We start from the raw sequence: 18,337 nt of genomic DNA on the forward strand, positions 1-18,337 counted from the left end.
GAGGCCTGCCGCGCGAGCATTCGGAGGGGATCATGGGGGCATGATGCCGAGCGGGGGACACGGCGTGGCCTTTCGGGGGAAAGGCCACGCTGCGCCGGTGAACAGGGGGGTCGACGATGGCGCTGCGCGTACCGGGGGCGCGCGCGCCATCGTCGGCCATGTCGCCGCCAGCCCTCTTCCTGAGCCTTCCGATGCCGCTGCGGCTGCGCGTCGCATGCCATTTTCCCTTCGTGAGCGAGTAGAGATCATGCTGACGCGCCGCCGCGCCGCCCTTGCCGACCATCGCAACGCGGGCTGCCGCCTGCGCCGCCTGCTGCTCGGTGCCACCATCCTGGGCGGGGCCGTACCGCTCGCCGCACAGGCGCAGACGATGCTGCCGGGCGGGGGCACCGTCGTCGCGGGCCAGGCGTCGATCGGCGCGGCGGGAAGCACGATGACGATCCGCCAGGGTAGCGACCGGGCGATCATCGACTGGGCCCATTTCTCGATCGGCGAAAAGGCCGGGGTGCTGATCGAGAACGGCTCGGGTGCGACGCTCAACCGGGTGACGGGGAGCGCGGTCTCGTCGATCGACGGGCTGCTGCGCGCGACCGGATCGGTGTATCTGGTCAATCCCAATGGCGTCGTTATCGGCGCGCGCGGGATCGTCGAGACCGGCGGGAGCTTCATCGCCTCGACGCTCGACGTGCCCGATGCCGCCTTCCTGGCCGGCGGCAGCCTCACCTTTGCGGGCACCTCGCGGGCCAAGGTGGTGAATCTCGGCAAGGTCAGCGCGCTCGGCGGCAATGTCGCACTGATCGGTGCGGTGGTGGAGAACCAGGGCAGTCTCTCCGCCGCCAACGGTACCGTGGGCATGATCGCCGGCAGCAAGGTACTGCTCCGCGACGCCGCGCATGACGGCGGCGGGCTGTTCTCCGTCCTGTATGGCGACGCCCAGACCGGCGCGGCCAATGGCGGGACGATCGCCGCCGCCAATGTCGAGCTCCGCGCGCAGCAGGGCAATGTCTATGCGCTGGCGGGCAACAGCGCCGGCACGATCAACGCCACCGGCGTGCGGCGGGGCGACGGCAGGGTCTGGCTGGTCAGCACGGCGGGTGCCACCGAGGTGGCGGGGACGATCCGCGCGCTGGGCGAGGGCGGATCCGCCGGCGCGATCGAGACCTCGGGCGCCCGGCTGCGCATCGGCGCTTCGGCCATCGATGCGGCGGGCGGCACCTGGCTGCTTGACCCCGAGGACCTGGTCATCGACAGCGCCGCTGCAGCCGCGATCAACGACACGCTTGCCGCCAATACCGGCGTGACGTTGGTCAGCGGCGTGGACGACTATGGCTATACGAAGGACGGTCCGGGCGACATCCTGATCAATGCCGGCCTGTCGTGGAACACCGGGGCGACACTCACGCTCAACGCCTATCACGGCATCGCGATCAACGCGGATATCGCCGTACGTGGCGGCGGATCGCTGGCCTTGCGGACCAACCAGGGCGGGACCGGCGGCAACGTGGTGTTCGCTCCGGGGCGCTCGATCACCTTCGCCGATGGGCAGTCGGGCCAGTCGCTCAGCATCAACGATGCCGCATACACGCTGGTCCACTCCTGGTCGGACCTGCAGGCGATCAGCGGGCAGAGCGGCAATTTCGCGCTCGCGCACGATCTGCCTTCGCAGTCCGCTTCCGCGGCGGTCGTCGCCGAACTGAGCGGGGCGCTGGACGGGCTGGGCCATAGCATCTCGAACCTGGCGATACGCGCCACCAATGCCACAAATGTCGGTCTGATCGGCACCGTCAACAGCGGCGCCGCGGTGCGCAACCTCGTGCTCGATACGGCCTTGGCGATCGACTGGTCCGCCAAGGGCAGCAGCAACATGGGGGCGCTTGCGGGCGTCAACTATGGAAAGATCGAGAACATTTCCGGCGACGTGCAGGCGCTAACCGGCGACGGCAGCAATGTCGGCGGCCTGGTGGGGGTGAATCGGGGCGATATCCGCAACGTTACCATCCGCGGGGATGCCGGCGGCAATAACAATGTCGGTGGGCTGGTCGGACAGAATTTCGGTCGGATCAGCGGCGCGCAGCTAATTTCCCCCGCCGCCACCGAAGGCGCGCATTTCGTCGGAGGGCTGGTGGGCCGCAACGAGGATTCGGGCAGCATCTCCGACTCCTTTGCGAAGACGCCCGTGGGCGCAATCCTCGATTTGCTGACCGAGGTGAAGCAAACCGGGCTGTCCAACCACGCGGGCGGGCTCGTCGGATTCAATTCGGGCCGCATCACGCGCTCTTTCGCCACCGGTGCGGTCAGAGGCTCGGAAAGTGTCGGCGGACTGGTCGGCGAGAATGCCGGCAGCGGCACGATCGATCGCGCCTACGCAACCGGCGCGGTCACGGCAAAGAACAAGAATGCCGGCGGGCTGGTTGGTACCAACTCGGCGGTTCAGGGCAGGATCGACATCTCGTACGCGACCGGTGCGGTCGCGGCGGACACCAATGCGGGCGGACTGGTCGGCTATCATGTCTATGGCGGCCACATGGCCAACGTCTATGCCACCGGCAGCGCCACCGCCCGGGAGATGGTCGGCGGGATCGTTGGCGAAAACCGCGGCCAGATCGATTTCGGCTATGCGTCCGGGAAGGTAACCATCACTTCGAACGCCCTTACCGCGGGCGGCATTGCCGGGCTCGGCAATTTCTACACGAATGTCCGGTGGAACAAGGAAACGACTGGCCAATCGAAACCGACGGGAGGGAGCTACGAACAGCCTTTGGTCAGAGGGCTGCTGACGACCCAGATGGCGTCGGCCGGCAGTTTCGAGGGGTGGGACCTCGATAGTGCCGGCGGCCAGGACAAGATCTGGCGCATCTATGAAGGCGCCACTGCACCGCTGCTCAAGGCATTCCTGACGACGGCGACCGTCTCGTTCAGTGGCAGCACCGCGGCAAGCGGGCTCTACGACGGCACCAACCAGGCGACGCGATTCAGTACTTCGGTTCGTACGGCGAACGGTCAGGCGGTGGACCCGGCACGGATCACGGGCACCATCCGCTACAGTTGCACGGGCGGGACGGGCAACTGCGTCGACGCCGGCAGCTACACGGTGCGCGCCGCCAGCGGCCTCGCCTCGACGCAGTCGGGCTACGACCTCGTCTATGCCGACATGACCGCGAGCCTGTCCATCACCCCGCGCACGCTCGACGTGACGGCGAACGCCGCGACCCAGGTCTATGGCGACGTCCCGACGCTCAGCTATCTCGTGGGCGGCGACGGGCTGGTCCAGGGCGACACGCTGAGCGGTGCGCTTTCGACCAACGCCAGCGCCACGAGCGGCATAGGTACCTATGCCATCGCGCAAGGCACGCTGAGCGCCACCAGCAACTACGCACTGCGCTTTACGGGCGCGGACCTCGTGATAACGCCGCGCGCACTGACCGTGACGGCGGAAGATGCGGCGATGGTCTATGGCGAGACCATGCCGACGCTCACCTACCGGCTGGGCGGCGCGGGCCTCGTCAACGGCGATTCGCTGAGCGGCGCGCTTGCCACGGGCGCGAATGGGCTGAGCAACGTCGGCAGCTACGCGATCGGGCAGGGCAGCCTCAGCGCGAGCCCGAACTATGCGCTCAGCTTCGTCGGCGGGGCCCTGTCGATTACCCCGCGCGCGCTGACCGTGACCGCCGCCGATCGGACGATGGTCTATGGCGAGACCGCGCCGACCCTCGGCTACACGCTGGGCGGTGCGGGGCTGGCCAACGGCGACACGCTGACCGGATCGCTGGCGCCGAACGTCAGCACCACCACGGGCGTGGGCACGTACGCGATCGGGCTCGGCACGCTGAGCGCGGGCGCGAACTACACACTGAGCCTGCTGGGCGGCAGCATCGCAGTCACCCCGCGTGCACTGACGATACGCGCGGACGACCGATCGATGGTCTATGGCAACGCCCTACCGGCGCTGACCTACGCGCTGGGTGGCGCGGGGCTGGTCAACGGGGACACGCTGAGCGGCGCACTGGGGACGAGCGCGGGGGTGACCAGCCCGGTCGGCAGCTATGCGATCGGCCAGGGCACGCTGAGCGGCGGGGCCAATTATGCGCTGAGCTTTACCGGCGGCACGCTGTCGGTCACGCCGCGCGCGCTGACCGTGACGGTGCAGGACCGCAGCATGGTCTATGGCGACGCTACGCCCGCGCTGACCTACAGTCTGGGCGGTGCGGGGCTGGTCAATGGCGACACGCTGAGCGGCGCGCTGGCGACGAGTGCGGGTGCGACGAGCCCGGTCGGCGGCTATGCGATCGGGCAGGGGACGCTGGCGGCCAGCGCAAACTATGCGCTGAGCTTCACCGGCGCGACCCTGTCGGTAACGCCGCGCGCGCTGACGGTGACCGCCGACGATCGCAGCATGGTCTATGGCAACGGCACGCCTGCGCTGACCTACAGCCTAGGCGGTGCAGGCCTGGTCAATGGCGACACGCTGAGCGGCGCGCTGGCGACAAGCGCGGGCGTGACGAGCGCGGTCGGCAGCTATGCGATCGGGCAGGGGACGCTGACCGCCGGGGCCAATTATGCGCTGGGCTTCACCGGCGGGACCCTGTCGGTCACCCCGCGATCGCTGACGATTGCCGCGAACGACCGGACCATGGTCTATGGCGATGCGCTGCCGGCGTTGACCTACGCGCTGGGCGGCGCGGGGCTGGTCAATGGCGACACGCTTTTCGGCGCGCTGGCGACGAGCGCGAACTCGGCGAGCGCGGTCGGTACGTACGCGATCGGGCTGGGCGGCCTCAGCGCCGGTTCCAACTACGCGCTGAGCTTCACCGGTGCGACCCTGGCGGTGACGCCGCGGTCGCTGACGGTGACGGCGAACGACCGCAGCATGGTCTATGGCGACGCGCTGCCGGCGCTCACCTACACGGTGGGTGGTGCCGGGCTGGCCAATGGTGACACGCTCAGCGGCGCGCTTTCGACCGGCGCGGCCTTGACCAGCGCGGTGGGCCGCTATGCGATCGGACAGGGCACGCTCGCGGCGAGCAGCAACTATGCGCTCAGCTTCGTCGGCGGGCAGATGGCGGTGACGCCGCGTCCGCTGACGGTGACGGCGGATGCACGGTCGATGACCTATGGCGATGCGCTGCCGACGCTCGGCTATGCGGTGGACAGCGGGGCGCTGGTCAATGGCGACACGCTGAGCGGGGGGCTGACGACGCGCGCAACCGCGACCAGCGGTGCGGGCAGCTATGCGATCGAGCAGGGCACGCTCGCGGCGAGCGGCAACTACGCACTGAACTTCGTCGGCGCGAACCTGTCGATCACCCCGCGCGCGCTGACCGTCACGGCAGGCGACCGCACCATGGTGTACGGCGATGCCGTGCCGGGCCTCGCCTATGCGGTCGATGCTGCCGGCCTTGTCCATGGCGACACGCTGGAAGCCACGTTGCGCGGCGCGCTGGCTACCACTGCCAGCGCGACCAGTCCGGTCGGCACCTATGCCATCGGGCTCGGCACGCTGAGCGCCGGCCCCAACTATGCGCTTAGCTTCGGCGGCGCGAGCCTGACGGTAACGCCGCGACCGCTTTCCGTGACCGCGCTCGATCGCACCATGGTCTATGGCGACGCCGTACCGGCGCTGGCCTACAGCGTGGGCGGTGCCGGCCTGGTGCATGGCGACACGCTGCGCGGTGCCCTGACGACCAGCGCGAATGCTGCGAGCCCGGTCGGCAGCTATGCGATCGGCCAGGGGACGCTGACCGCGGGCGCCAACTATGCGCTCAGCTTCGTCGGGGCGACCCTCGGCGTGACGCCGCGCCCGCTGATCATCCGGGCGCAGGACAGCAGCAAGGTACTGGGTACCACACTCGATCCCAGCGTCGTGGGCTTCCAGGCGACCGGCCTGGTCAATGGTGATCGGGTGGACGGGGTCGCGCTGTGGAGCGAGGGCTTCGGCGCGGCAGCCCCCTATGGCCCGGATCCCTATGCGATCGCCGTATCGAATGCGTCGGGAGCCGGTCTTTCCAACTATGCGATCGTCTACCAGAATGCCCCGACCGGTCTCGTCGTCCGCGATCCCAATGTGCGGCCGACGCCCTTGTCGATCCGTCTGACCGGCGACGCGGCACCTGCGAGCGTCTGGCGCGGTGCCGACGGCGCTCTTCGCGGCGAGCGCCCGGATGCACCCATGCCGATGCGGCCTTTCCCCGGTATCTTCTTCAAGCGGCAGAACTGATCCGTGCAGACCATCGATCGTGCGCGCCGTGGGGCGCCCAACACCCGCCTGCTCGCTCGGCTCGCGCCGCTTTCCTGCATGGCGCTGCCACACCCGGCGCTGGCGCAGGCGCTCGAGCGCAACCCGGCGCCCGTGCTCCAGCCCGAGCCGGCGCGGCCGGTGCCGCCGGTCGAGGTTGATCCCGCCGCCGACCCGACCCCGCTGGGCGTGACGCTGCGCGGCGTCACCCTGATTGCCGGTGATGCGGTGGCCACGCCCGACGACAGCGGCATCCGCCTCGCGGGGATCGAGGACGCGCCGTGGCTCGCAGATCGGCTGCGTCGCTTCATCGGCCGCCCGCTCTCGCAGCGGGAGATCAGCGCGATCAAGGCGGCGATCGCCAAGGCCTATCGCGACCATGGCCGCCCCTTCGTCCATGTCTCCGCGCCCGAGCAGGAAATCTCCTCGGGCCAGCTGACGCTGCGGGTCGAGCAATTCCGGCTCGGCCAGGCGCGCATCTCCGGGGTGGGCCCGGGCGAGGCGGCACATCTCTCGGCGGCGATCCGCCAACGCCCGGACGCGACGATCGACGCGCAGGCACTCAGCGACGATCTCGACTGGCTCAACCGCTATCCCTTCCGCCGCGTGGAGGCGGTGTTCGAGCCTGGGCAGCGCCTCGGCACCACCGACGTGACCTATGTCGGCACCCGCGAGCGCCCCTGGGCGGTGGGCGGCGGCTATGCCAATAGCGGCAGCCCCAACACGGGCATCGGCCGCTATTTCCTCTATGCGCTCGCCCATGTCCCGGGGCTGCGCGACGGCTATGCCAGCTATCAGCTGACCACCTCGGGCCAGCGGCTGACCGGGCTCGGCGCCCACCCTGGCGGCAGCAGCCGCTATGTCAGCCAGGCGGGGCGGCTCTGGATGGCGATCGCGCCGCGGACGAGCCTGGAGGCGAGTTTCGGCGACATTCGCTCCAACCAGCCCTTCGAGGCGTTCGATTCCCGCCAGCACACCCGAGAATATGGCCTGACGATCCGCACTGCCCTGGCCAATGTCGCGTCATGCCTGCGCGGGGAGGTCTATGCCGGTCTCGACTGGAAGACCCAGGCGGGCGACCTGCTGTTCGGCACGCTGCTGGTGCGGCCGACGTCGCGCTTCCATGTCGGCCAGGTCACCGCCGGCTATGCGCTGCAGGCCCATGATGCGCTGGGATCGACCACGATCGACATCGCGGTGCATGTCAGCCCCGGCGGAATCGATTCCCACAACACGGCCGCGGCCTTCGAGGCGGCCTCGCAGCGTCAGTTCGGCGCGGCGCGCTACGCCTATGCCAATGGCGTGCTCTCGCGGCGCACCCGGCTGCCCGGCTTCAGCCTGGTCCACCAGCTGAACTGGCAGTTCAGCGGCGTCGCGCTGCCGCAGACCGAGATGCTGGGCATCGGCGGACGCGGCCAGGTGCGCGCCTATACGCTGGACGACGGTGCGTTCGATCGCGGCGCGGTGCTCCGCAACGAGCTGCGGCTCGATCCGCTGCGGATCGGGCGCGGTCGATGGGCCTCGGCGCTCGAGCCCTGGCTGTATCTCGACGCTGGCTATGCCGGCCGGCTGCGCGGTGGCGACGCCGGCCCGGTCGGTGCGACAGGCATAGGCGCCGACTGGGCGGTGGGGCGGCACCTCGCGGTTTCGGGAGATGTCGGGGTCGCGATGAAGACGCTCGGCGCGACCCGGGCAGGCGATGTGCGCGCGAACGTGCGGGCGACCCTGGCGCTTTGAGGCGCCCGCACCGCGTTCAGTCGATGCGCTTCTTGCGCACCGTCCAGGCGGGATCGGTACAGAGCCGGCAGTCCGGGCCCTGAAACCAGCGCGCGGCGGCGGGGTCGCCGCGCAGCTGCCATTCCAGCCAGGCGACGTCGACCGGCGTCACCCGGCCGCCATTGGCATCCTGGAAGGTGCCGCCATGGCCGACATCGAGGCTGGCGAGCATCGCCGGCACGGTGTCGATCCGGTCGAAATCATCGTTGCCGTTGGGCCAGGCGATGTCCGAGGGTCCGCCCATGACGTAGAGCACCGGGGTGTGCAGCCGCCGCAGGGCCGCCTTGTCGATGGTGATGCCGCGGATCGGATTGGTGCCGTCCTTGAACACCCCGCTGTTATGGACGATCACGGCATGCACGCGCGGATCGGCGGCGATCTCCAGCGCCTGGAGCCCGCCGCAGCTATGGCCCGAGACCGCGACCAGTCGCGGATCGATGCGGCCGAACAAGGGGCTGCCGCGCCGCGCGTTCTCCGCCAGCGCCCAGTCGATCCCGGCGGCGACCTGCGCGGTCGTCGTCCTGATGCCGAGCGGGCCGGGCGGGGGCGGCGTTTGCGGGGGCGGCGGTGCGCCGGGGCCGGTCAAAATCCGGCCGGGCGCGATTACCAGATAGCCATGCGATGCGATCTCGGCGAGGTGCAGCCGTACGCTCGCGCCGTCGTCGCTGCACGCACCGTTGCCCCACACCAGCACGCCCAATTTCTTGGCGCCGAGCGCCGAGAGGTCGGCGGGTTGGTAGAGCACATGGTCGGGGAGCGCGGAGTCGGTGCGCTTGACGGCGGGGTAGGGGCCGGTGCCGGGGGTGTCGGACATCGCCGCATAGGCCTGCTGCGACGTCTGCACCGCGGATGCACCCGCCATACCGATCGTGCCCGTGGCGACGATCGCCGCTACCGTTACCGCCAGCTTCATCGCGTTCCTCCCCCATTTCTTGCGCTGGGGCTATACACCGGTTCGCGGCGTCACGAAAAGCGCAGTTCGGGTTCACGGGTTCAGCAGGAACACCACATAGCCCCGGAAGCGGGGATTGGCGGTGAGCCCGGGCGGCGGCGTCCATTCGCCGCCCTGGAGCAGGCCGATCCGGAACGGAATGGGCAATCGGCCCAGCTTGGCGACATAGCCCTGATAGCCCGGGATCACGTGCCGCCCCTGGTAGATCTGTACGACCACCTCGTCGACGACGCCTGACAGCTGTGCCAGGCCTTCGGGATCGCCATTGGCGCTCCAGTCGAGCAGGCCGGTGATGCTCAGCCTGTACCGTGGGGGAAGCTTTGCCCGCAGGCTCTTGAGGAAGGCGGCATAGCGCGACAGATGACGCGTCCGCGCGTCGAAATCGATCTGGAGGCCGGCGATCCGGTTCCCTGCCCGCTGCCAGCGATCGAGCGCGGCGAGCAGTTGCGCGTCGATCTGCGGGGTCCAGGCGAGCGTCTCCACCCGCAGCACCATCCACAGCTCGGCATGGCGGACCCGCGGCACCGCCGGCCGCTGCGCGATCATCCGCGGCACGTCGCCGCCGACCACCGCGCCCTGCAGCAGGTAGATCCGGCGGGCGCGGGCAAGCGCCGGCTGCGGCTTCACCCCCGCCCAGAGCCAGAAGGCGTCGTAGCGAGTGGCATCCACCGCAGCGCTGGAGGCCGCCTGGGGCGGCGTCGCCGAGAGCAGCAGCGGCAGTGCCAGCAGCAGCCCGAGCCTCCTACCAATAATAGCGCAGCTCCTGCGCCCAGCGCGACTTGGGATAATCGCGCTTCAGCCGCTGGAACCAGCCCTTGCGAACCGCAGGCTCCACGCCCTTGCCGCCGCAGGCATTGGATGCGCTGGGCGCATAGCAATTGATCGCGCGGAACAGCGCATAGGCCTTGTCGTCGGGCGAGGCGGCGGCAGAGGCCATCACCGCCTGATAGGCGTCCAGCCGCGAATAGGGAACGCCGGCGAACCGTGTCGGCGTGCCGCCCAGCTCGTCCCTCGCCGGCTGGCTGTCGAGCAGGAACCCGTCCAAGCCGTTCACGCGGGTGAACTCGCCCAGGCAGAGCATCGCCTTCGCATTGCGAGGCGCAGCGGCGAGGCGGCGCTGCGTTTCGGACAAGGCCGGGCAGCCATAATCGCCCAGCTTCTTGCCCTTGACGAACAGCCCGGTAGGCAGCGGCTTGGCGCCGCTGAAGTCGAAATAATAATCGGCTTCGATCGGGGCGCTGGCCGGTACCAGCCGGACATCCTCGACGAAGTCGCGGTGCGAACCGCGCGTCGCTTCCTTGTAGAGCAGCGTGAACAGCGCGACGTCGCGCTCGTGCGCCGAGGCGCTCACCGCCTGCGCCTGCTGCCGCAGCAGCTTCGCGTCGGCGACGTTCATCAGCAGCCGGTCGCGGATCTCCTGCGAGCGGATCGGCGAGTCGGATGCGAACAGGCGCGCGAGGCCGTCGTGCCGCTCGTCGTGCAGCGCCAGCGCCAGCTCGACGACGGGGCGCTGGCCGGGGGCCTTGGCGCCGGACAGGAGGTCGATCCAGAAGCCGCGCACATTGCGGTCGGCCCGTGCCTCCAGCGCCATGCCGCGCAGCATCTGCCGGCTGAACTCGAGATAGCTGAAATTCGCTTGGTGCGACGCATCGGGGAGGAGCTCCAACGCCTGCTGCGGCTGCCCGCCGAGATGATAGGCATGGGTCGCCTGGAGGAAGGCGAACAGCGCGGGCTTGCTGGCGAACTTGGCGCGCTGGGCGTCGAGCGCGGCGCGGGACAGGGCGTCGCAGCAGGATTCGCCGCGTTCCCCGGTGCGCATGTGCATCAGGTCGAACGCGGCGAGCAGGATGGGGTCGTGCAGCGAGTCCGCAGTGGCACCCGCCAGCAGCTTGGCGTCGATCTCCTGCGCCAGCGACACTGCGTCGATGCCGCGCTGCGCATCCGGCAGCGCGATCAGCGCGGCATACTCGGCCTCGAGCTTCGCGCGGTCCTGCGCCAGCCAGTAGACGCGGCGCAACAGACCGCGCGCGGAGAAGAAATATTCGCCTTGGGGGTAGGCCTTCATATAGCCGCGCAGCGCGTTTTCCGCCTCGGCGACCAGCGTCGGCGCGACCTTCGCGCTTTGCTTGGGCGAGCCATAGTCGTCGTAATAATCGACCTGCGCCTGGTTCACCGCGACCCGGCCGAGCATGTAGCGCCCGGTCTCGCGCAGCCACGCATCGCGGGCATTGCCGAGCGAGGCGAAGCGCGCCGCTGCGCCGTCATAGTCGCCGGCATAGAAGGCGGCGGCGCCGTCGAGATAGGCGGCGAACGCCTTGCCCGCCTCCGACTTCGCCCCGTTTACCGCGGCGACGAGCGCGGCGCTTCCCGCGGTTCCCTGGGTACAGTCGGGCGCCAGTCCCTTCCGAGCGGCGATCAAGGCGGCGCGTTCGGGCTCGGGCACCTTCGCATTGGCGCGGATCGCGGCTTCGAAGCGTTCTGTGCCGGCCACGTTGCTGCGGCAGCGCGATCCCTCGCCGTCGGAGAAGTACGGGCTGCCGCCATCGGCCGAGCGCGGCATCAGCAGGGCGATATCGAGGAACACCGATGGCTTGGCCGGTGCCACCAGCCGCGCGGCGCCGGGCAGATCGGCGAGGAGCAGCGCGAGATTTGTCCGGCTGTCGTTGCGCGGGCCGAGCATTGCCAGGTCGTCGCAACCGCTATAGGCGGCGTAGCGCAGCTTCCAAGCGGGGCCGCAGCTGTAATCGCCGCTCGCATGCGCGGGCACGCTCCACAGCGCGCCCATCCCGAGGAGGAGGAAGAATAGCGTCCGGATCATGCTGCACGCCCCCGTGAAAGTTGCGGGCGTGCGCCTACCGCAGCGGCAGGAAGCATGCCATAGTCCGTACGATGTCGCGATGGTAGCCGCCAGCCCGCGACCCGGAACCCAGCGTTTCCGGGGGTGCCCTTGCCGATCACGCCACGATGCGCGCAACATCGGGTCGTTGCGCCACCGACTCGGACATCGGGTTCGTGCGCTTCCGTGCGCCGCACCGGGCTGCGCGCGTTCCCGTAGAACGAGGCTGAGCGTGGCAGGGCTGAAACAACGATATAGCGGGATCGCGATCCTGCTCCACTGGGCGCTGGCGCTGCTGCTGCTGTTCCAGCTGGGGCTCGGCTGGGCGCTGGAGGATCTGCCGAAATCCTCGCTGTTCGTCGCCTTCCAGTTCCACAAGTCGGTCGGCATCCTGATCCTGGTGCTGTCGCTCGCCCGGCTGCTGACCCGGCTGTTCGTCGCGCGTCCGCCTGCCGAGGGTGCGCCCGCGCTGAAGCTGCTCGCGAGCGCGGTGCATTGGGGCCTGTATGGCGTGATGATCCTGGGGCCGATCACCGGCTGGATCATCGTCTCTACCGCACGGGTAAAGCTGCCGACGCTGCTGTTCGGCACGATCCCGTTGCCGCACCTGCCGCTGGGCTCGGCTTGGAACGAGCCGGCCGAGACGATCCACGGCCTGATCGGCTGGCTGCTCGCCGGGCTGTTCGTGCTGCACGTCGCGGGCGCGCTGCGGCATCATCTGCTGCGCGACGACGTGATCGGGCGGATGATGCCGGCGGCGCTGTCGCGGCGTCCGGCGCTGTCGATCGCTGTTGTCGTGGCGCTGGCGGCGTGCGTCGCGGCGTTCTTCGCCGGTTCGTGGCGCTACAAGGGCAATGCCGAGGTGCCGACGCCCTCGCAGCCGCTGCCGACCCCGGGCTCGACGCCCGAGCTGCGGGCCGCCCCGGCGCCGACCCCGGAAGCCTCGGCCAGCCCCGCGCCGACGCCGACGCCTTCCGCTTCGCCGACCGACGCCGCCACGCCGGTGCGCAGCTGGAAGGTCGCGCCGGGCGGCACGCTCGCCTTCCGCACCGTCTATAGCGGCGAGACGATCAACGGCCGCTTCGCCCGCTGGACCGCCGACATCCAGTTCAGCCCCGACGACCTCGCCCATTCGAAGATCGCGGTCGACATCGATCTCGCCTCGGTGAGCAGCGGCGACTCGGAGCGCGACGACACGCTGAAGGGCGACGATTTCTTCGGCGTCGCTGCGCACCCAAAGGCGCGCTTCACCGCCACGCGAATCCGCAAGCAGGGCAATGGCTATGTCGCCGACGGCACGCTGGCGCTGGCGGGCGCGAGCCGGCCGATGCCGGTGCGCTTCACACTCAAGATCGACGGGGACCATGCCCAGGCGAGCGGCACCGCCACGGTCAAGCGCCTCGCCTTCGGGGTCGGCAAGGGCCAGTGGAGCGATCCCGGCACCATCCCCGACGCCATCGCCGTGACGTTCCGCTTCGCCGCCGACGCGAAATAAATCGGCCGCGATGCCTCTTGCCTGTCCTGCGATAAAAGCTATGCTACATAACAATAGCACGCAGGACAGGAGAGGTCATGTCTGCAAGCCGAGTTGCGCTCAGCGTGGGCGGTGCCCCGCGCGAGGCCGCACGTACTTTCGATCGCCATAACCCCGTCACCGGTGCGGTGGCGACCACCGCCGCTGCTGCCAGTCCGCAAGACGCGCTCGCCGCCGTCGCTGCCGCGCAGGCGGCATTTCCCGCCTGGTCCGCGCAGGGCCCCAATGCCCGCCGCGCGCTGCTGACCAAGGCGGCGGGCGCGATGGAGGCGCGCGCCGACGCATTCGTCGATGCGATAATGGCCGAGATCGGCGCGACCGAAGGCTGGGCGCGCTTCAATCTGATGCTCGCCGCCTCGATGATCCGCGAGGCCGCGGGGCTCACTACCCAGATCAGCGGCGAGGTGATCCCCTCCGACAAGCCGGGCTGCATCGCTATGGCGGTGCGCGAGCCGGCGGGCGTGGTGCTGTCGATGGCGCCGTGGAACGCGCCGATCATCCTCGCCACCCGCGCGATCGCGGCGCCGCTCGCCTGCGGCAACACCGTGGTTCTCAAGGCCAGCGAGCAATGCCCGCGCACCCATGCGCTGATTATCGAGGCGTTCGTCGAGGCCGGGTTCGGCGGCGGCATCGTCAATCTGGTCACCAATGCGCCGGAAGATGCGGGCGAGGTGGTCGGCGCGATGATCGACGCGCCCGCCGTCCGCCGGGTGAACTTCACCGGATCGACCGGCGTGGGCCGGATCATCGCGGTGCGGTGCGCGCAGAATCTGAAGCCCGTGGTGCTCGAACTCGGCGGCAAGGCGCCGCTGATCGTGCTCGACGATGCGGATCTGGACGAAGCGGTGAAGGCGGCGGCGTTCGGCGCCTTCATGAACCAGGGCCAGATCTGCATGTCGACCGAACGGATTATCGTCGTCGATGCGGTGGCCGACGCATTCGTCGAGAAGTTCAAGGCCAAGGTCGCGACGCTGGCGGTCGGTGATCCGCGCGAGGGCAAGACGCCGCTCGGCGCGGTGGTCGACACCAAGACCGTCGCGCATGTGCAGAGCCTGATCGATGATGCCGTCGCCCAGGGCGCCGCGCTGGTGAATGGCGGCGAGGCACACGGCGTGTTGATGCCGGCCCATGTCGTCGACAAGGTAACGCCTGCGATGAAGCTGTTCCGCGACGAGAGCTTCGGCCCCGTCGTCGGCGTGATCCGCGCCCGCGACGAGGCGCATGCGATCGAACTCGCCAACGATACCGAGTACGGCCTCTCCGCCTCGGTGTTCACCCGCGACGCGGCGCGCGGGCTCCGGGTGGCGCGGCAGGTCCAGTCGGGCATCTGCCACGTCAACGGGCCGACCGTGCATGACGAGGCGCAGATGCCGTTCGGCGGCGTGAAGGCCTCGGGCTATGGCAAGTTCGGCGGCAAGGCGGGGATCGAGAGCTTCACCGAACTGCGCTGGATCACGCTGGAGACTCAGCCCGGCCACTTCCCGATCTGAGCCGAACGCATGACCGACCCCTCCGCTCCGCCGCCCGGCCTCGTCTTCGCCTTCTCGGCTCGTGTCGAGATCGCGCCGCCGGTCGACCGGGGAGCGGTGGATGGCGGCCGGTCGCGCTTCATCGCGATCACCGGCGGCCGGGTCAGCGGTCCGCGTCTGAGCGCGACGGTGCTGCCGGGCGGCGGCGACTGGCAGACGATCCTGCCGGGCGGCGTCACCCGCGTGCTCGCCCGCTATTTCCTCCAGGCCGAGGACGGCACCGTGATCGGGATCGAGAACCCCGGCCTGCGTGTCGCCAGCGAGGCGGTCACCGCCCGGCTGGCGCGCGACGAGCCGGTCGAGCCCGACGCCTATTACTTCCGCACCACGCCGCGCTTTGAGGTGGCCGAGGGGCCGCACGCCTTGCTGGCGCGCACCGTTTTCGTCGCGCGCGGCATCCGCCGGCCGACCCATGTGATCATCGACTTCTACTGCGTCGAATGACGCCGCATTTTCAGAAAGGCAAAGCAGCATGACCGATCCGATCCAAGACGCCACCGTTGCCTATGACGTGATCGACGGCATCGCCTGGGTACGCTTCAACCGTCCGGACAAGCGCAACTGCATGTCGCCGCGGCTCAACCGGCGGATGATGGAAGTGCTCGACGAACTCGAATATCGCGACGATGTGGGTGTGCTGGTGCTGAGCGGTGAGGGGACCGCCTGGTCCGCCGGCATGGACCTCAAGGAATATTTCCGCGAGAACGAGGTCAAGGGCCTGGGCGCCACGCGCGGTGCCCAGCGCGAGGCCTATGGCTGGTGGCGCCGCCTGCGCTGGTATCACAAGCCGACCATCGCGATGGTCAATGGCTGGTGCTTCGGCGGCGGCTATGGCCCGCTGTTCGGCTGCGACCTCGCCTTTGCGGCGGAGGAGGCGCAGTTCGGGCTATCGGAGATCAACTGGGGCATCCTGCCCGGCGGCGGCGCGTCGAAGGTGATCGCCGAGCTGACCGGCTTCCGCAACGCCATGTACCACGCGATGATGGGTGAGAATATCAGCGGCAGGAAGGCCGCCGAATGGGGTCTGGTCAACGAGGCGGTGCCGCTGGAGGGCCTGAAGGCACGCGTCGAGGAAGTGGCCAAGGTGCTGCAGGCGAAGAACCCGGTGGCGCTCAAGGCGACCAAGGACGCGATCCGCCGGGTCCGCGAGATGACCTATGACAATGCCGAGGATTATCTGATCCGCGCGCAGGAAGCCGCCAACAGCTACGACAATGAAGGCCGCAAGGAAGGCATCAAGCAGTTCATCGACGACAAGACGTACAAGCCGGGCCTCGGTGCGTACGACAAGTCCAAGCACAACGCCTGAGCCGGGGGAGGGCACCGATGACCGTCGATACGCTTTCCCCGCCATCCGCCACCGCCAACGGACTCGCGCTCGATCGGCTGTTGCGGCCGAAATCGGTCGCGATCGTCGGGGCCTCGGACAAGCCCGGGGCGCTCGGCGCCTCGGTGCTCGCCAATCTGGAGCGCAACGGCTTTGCCGGTGCCATCCACCTGATCAATCCCAAGCGGGACATGATCGGCGGGCGTCCCTGCCTGCCTAGCGTCGACGCGCTCCCGGAGGGTGTGGACGCCGCGGTGCTCGCGATTCCGCGTGCCGGGGTGGTGGAGACGATCCGCGCGCTTGCCGCCCGCAAGGTGGGCGCCGCGATCGTCTTTTCGGCCGGCTTCGCCGAAGGCGGCGAGCAGGGCCTGGCCGACCAGCGCGAGATCGCCCGCATCGCGGCCGAGGCGGGCATGGTGATCGAAGGGCCGAACTGCCTCGGCCTCGTCAATTATGTCGAGCGGGTGCCGCTGACCTTCGTCGAGACCATAGTGCCCGAGCGCGGCCCCGGCGCGGGCATCGGCATCGTCTCGCAGAGCGGTGCGATGGCGGCGGTGCTGGCGACGACGCTGCTCAGCCGCGACCTGCCGGTCACGCTGTCGGTCTCGACCGGCAACGAGGCGGCGAGCGGGGTCGAGGATTATGTCGACTATTGCGTCGACGATCCGAACACGCAGGTGATCGCGATGATCGTCGAGCAGTTCCGCAAGCCGCAGCGTTTCCTCAAGGCGGCGCGCAAGGCACGGGCGGCGGGCAAGCTCGTCGTGCTGCTTCACCCCGGCAAGAGCAGCGCCGCACGCGAATCGGCGGCGACGCATACCGGCGCGATGGCGGGCGACTATCAGCTGATGCGGGTGATGGTCGAGCGCGCTGGCGTGGTCTTCGCCGAGACGCTGGAGGAACTCGGCGACATCACTGAAATCGCGGCGCGCTGCCCGGGCTTGCCGGGCGGCGGCACCGCGGTGCTGGGGGAGTCCGGCGCGTTCAAGGCGCTGACGCTCGACCTGTGCGAGGGGCTGGGTGTCGCGCTGCCGGCGCTCGACGACGCCAATGCCCCGGCACTCCGGGCGGCGATGCCGGACTTCGTCGGCGTCAGCAATCCGCTCGACATCACCGCGCAGGGGCTGGTCGAGCCCGACATGTATTATCGCCTGCTCAAGGCGCTGGGCGCGGACGAGCGCTTCGGCTGCATCGTCGCCGGGATCATCCTCACCGATCCCGCGACCGTGTCGATCAAGCTGCCGCCGATCCTGCGCGCGGTGGAGGAGGCGCCGCTCGCCACCCCCCTGATCTTCGCCGGGCTGGACGAAGGCGCGCCGCTGGGGACGGAGAACATCGCCCGGCTGCGCGCGGCGGGGGTGCCGTGCTTCGGTTCCACCGAGCGGGTGTTCCGCGCACTTGCCCGGCTTTCGGCGCATGCGGCGCGCGACTTCACGATCTGCGACGCCGATCCGCTTGCCTGCGACGACCTGCCGCTCGGTGGGGTGGTGCCGGAATATCGCGCGAAGGCGGTGCTGGCGCCGCTGGGCCTGCCCTTCCCCAGGGGCGGGTTCGCCCGCACGGCGGACGAGGCGGTGCAGATCGCCGCGGAGATCGGCTATCCGGTGGTGCTCAAGGCCCAATCGGCCGAGCTCAGCCACAAGAGCGACGCGGGCGGTGTGGTGCTGAACCTTGCCGACGAAAGCGAGCTCCGCGCCGGCTGGCGCAAGCTACACGGCGATGTCGGCCGGCACCGGCCGGACCTGACGTTGGACGGCGTGCTGGTCGAGGGCATGGGCAAGCGCGGGGTCGAGCTGATCGTGGGTGCCAAGCGCGATCCCGAATGGGGGCCGGTGATCCTCGCCGGATTCGGCGGGGTGACGGCGGAGATCCTCCAGGATGTGCGGTTGCTGCCCTGCGATCTGACGCCGGAAGCGATCGAACGCGAACTGCACCAGCTGAAGAGCGCGGCGATTTTGCGCGGATGGCGGGGGGCGCCCGCGCTCGACGTGCCAGCGGTCGCGGCGCTGATCGCGCGGTTGGCGCAGGTGCTGATCGCCGAGCCGTCCATCCGCGAGGTGGACCTGAATCCCGTGGTAGTGCACCCAATGGGCGAAGGGGTGGTGGCGCTCGACGCGCTGATGCTCATCGCCTGAAGAACAAGGGGCGCGA

At 69.5% G+C, this 18,337-nt stretch carries 10 protein-coding genes; 7 read left to right on the forward strand and 3 right to left on the reverse strand.

All coding sequences use genetic code 11. The features are described from left to right. Positions 1–247: 247 nt before the first annotated feature. Together CA234_RS10085 and CA234_RS10090 are read left to right on the forward strand one after the other, a co-directional pair. Positions 248–6,214 carry an MBG domain-containing protein gene (locus tag CA234_RS10085; RefSeq protein WP_164521769.1) on the forward strand — a complete coding sequence of 1,989 codons (5,967 nt, stop codon included), beginning with the start codon at positions 248–250 and terminating at the stop codon, positions 6,212–6,214. A 3-nt stretch (positions 6,215–6,217) separates the two neighbouring features. Then, a complete protein-coding gene (locus CA234_RS10090; protein ID WP_125977311.1) occupies positions 6,218–7,969 on the forward strand; it encodes a ShlB/FhaC/HecB family hemolysin secretion/activation protein in 1,752 nt (583 codons plus the stop codon). Between the two features lie 16 nt (positions 7,970–7,985). Here the strand turns inward: CA234_RS10090 and CA234_RS10095 are convergent, their stop codons facing one another. The 3 genes from CA234_RS10095 to CA234_RS10105 all read right to left on the reverse strand — a co-directional run bounded on the left by CA234_RS10095 (position 7,986) and on the right by CA234_RS10105 (position 11,778). After that, positions 7,986–8,921, reverse strand: coding sequence for a hypothetical protein (locus CA234_RS10095; RefSeq protein WP_241213431.1), 936 nt, complete (start codon positions 8,919–8,921; stop codon positions 7,986–7,988). A gap of 72 nt (positions 8,922–8,993) precedes the next feature. Further along, on the reverse strand, positions 8,994–9,629 hold the full coding sequence (locus CA234_RS10100) for a DUF3142 domain-containing protein (RefSeq protein ID WP_206431162.1): 636 nt from the start codon (positions 9,627–9,629) through the stop codon (positions 8,994–8,996). A gap of 73 nt (positions 9,630–9,702) precedes the next feature. Further along, the gene (locus tag CA234_RS10105; protein ID WP_126001611.1) at positions 9,703–11,778 is read right to left on the reverse strand and encodes an outer membrane assembly lipoprotein YfiO; all 2,076 of its coding nucleotides are present in this window, start codon (positions 11,776–11,778) and stop codon (positions 9,703–9,705) included. A 250-nt stretch (positions 11,779–12,028) separates the two neighbouring features. Between CA234_RS10105 and CA234_RS10110 the strand changes: the two genes are divergently transcribed. The 5 genes from CA234_RS10110 (at position 12,029) to CA234_RS10130 (ending at position 18,321) form a co-directional block, all read left to right on the forward strand. Then, the gene (locus CA234_RS10110; protein WP_241213432.1) at positions 12,029–13,291 is read left to right on the forward strand and encodes a YceI family protein; all 1,263 of its coding nucleotides are present in this window, start codon (positions 12,029–12,031) and stop codon (positions 13,289–13,291) included. Between the two features lie 77 nt (positions 13,292–13,368). Further along, positions 13,369–14,820 (forward strand): aldehyde dehydrogenase, encoded by a 1,452-nt coding sequence (locus CA234_RS10115; RefSeq protein ID WP_126001612.1) that lies wholly within the window; start codon positions 13,369–13,371, stop codon positions 14,818–14,820. A gap of 9 nt (positions 14,821–14,829) precedes the next feature. Then, on the forward strand, positions 14,830–15,303 hold the full coding sequence (locus CA234_RS10120; RefSeq protein WP_126001613.1) for a DUF3237 domain-containing protein: 474 nt from the start codon (positions 14,830–14,832) through the stop codon (positions 15,301–15,303). Between the two features lie 28 nt (positions 15,304–15,331). Then, positions 15,332–16,168: a p-hydroxycinnamoyl CoA hydratase/lyase gene (locus CA234_RS10125; RefSeq protein WP_126001614.1), complete on the forward strand. Its 837-nt coding sequence runs from the start codon at positions 15,332–15,334 to the stop codon at positions 16,166–16,168. Between the two features lie 17 nt (positions 16,169–16,185). Next, complete coding sequence (locus CA234_RS10130) at positions 16,186–18,321, forward strand: acetate--CoA ligase family protein (RefSeq protein WP_125976499.1); 2,136 nt, start codon at positions 16,186–16,188, stop codon at positions 18,319–18,321. Positions 18,322–18,337 lie beyond the last annotated feature (16 nt).

The sequence above is a fragment of the Sphingomonas sp. ABOLE genome (genome assembly GCF_003950455.1).
GTDB classification, from domain to species: domain Bacteria; phylum Pseudomonadota; class Alphaproteobacteria; order Sphingomonadales; family Sphingomonadaceae; genus Sphingomonas; species Sphingomonas trueperi.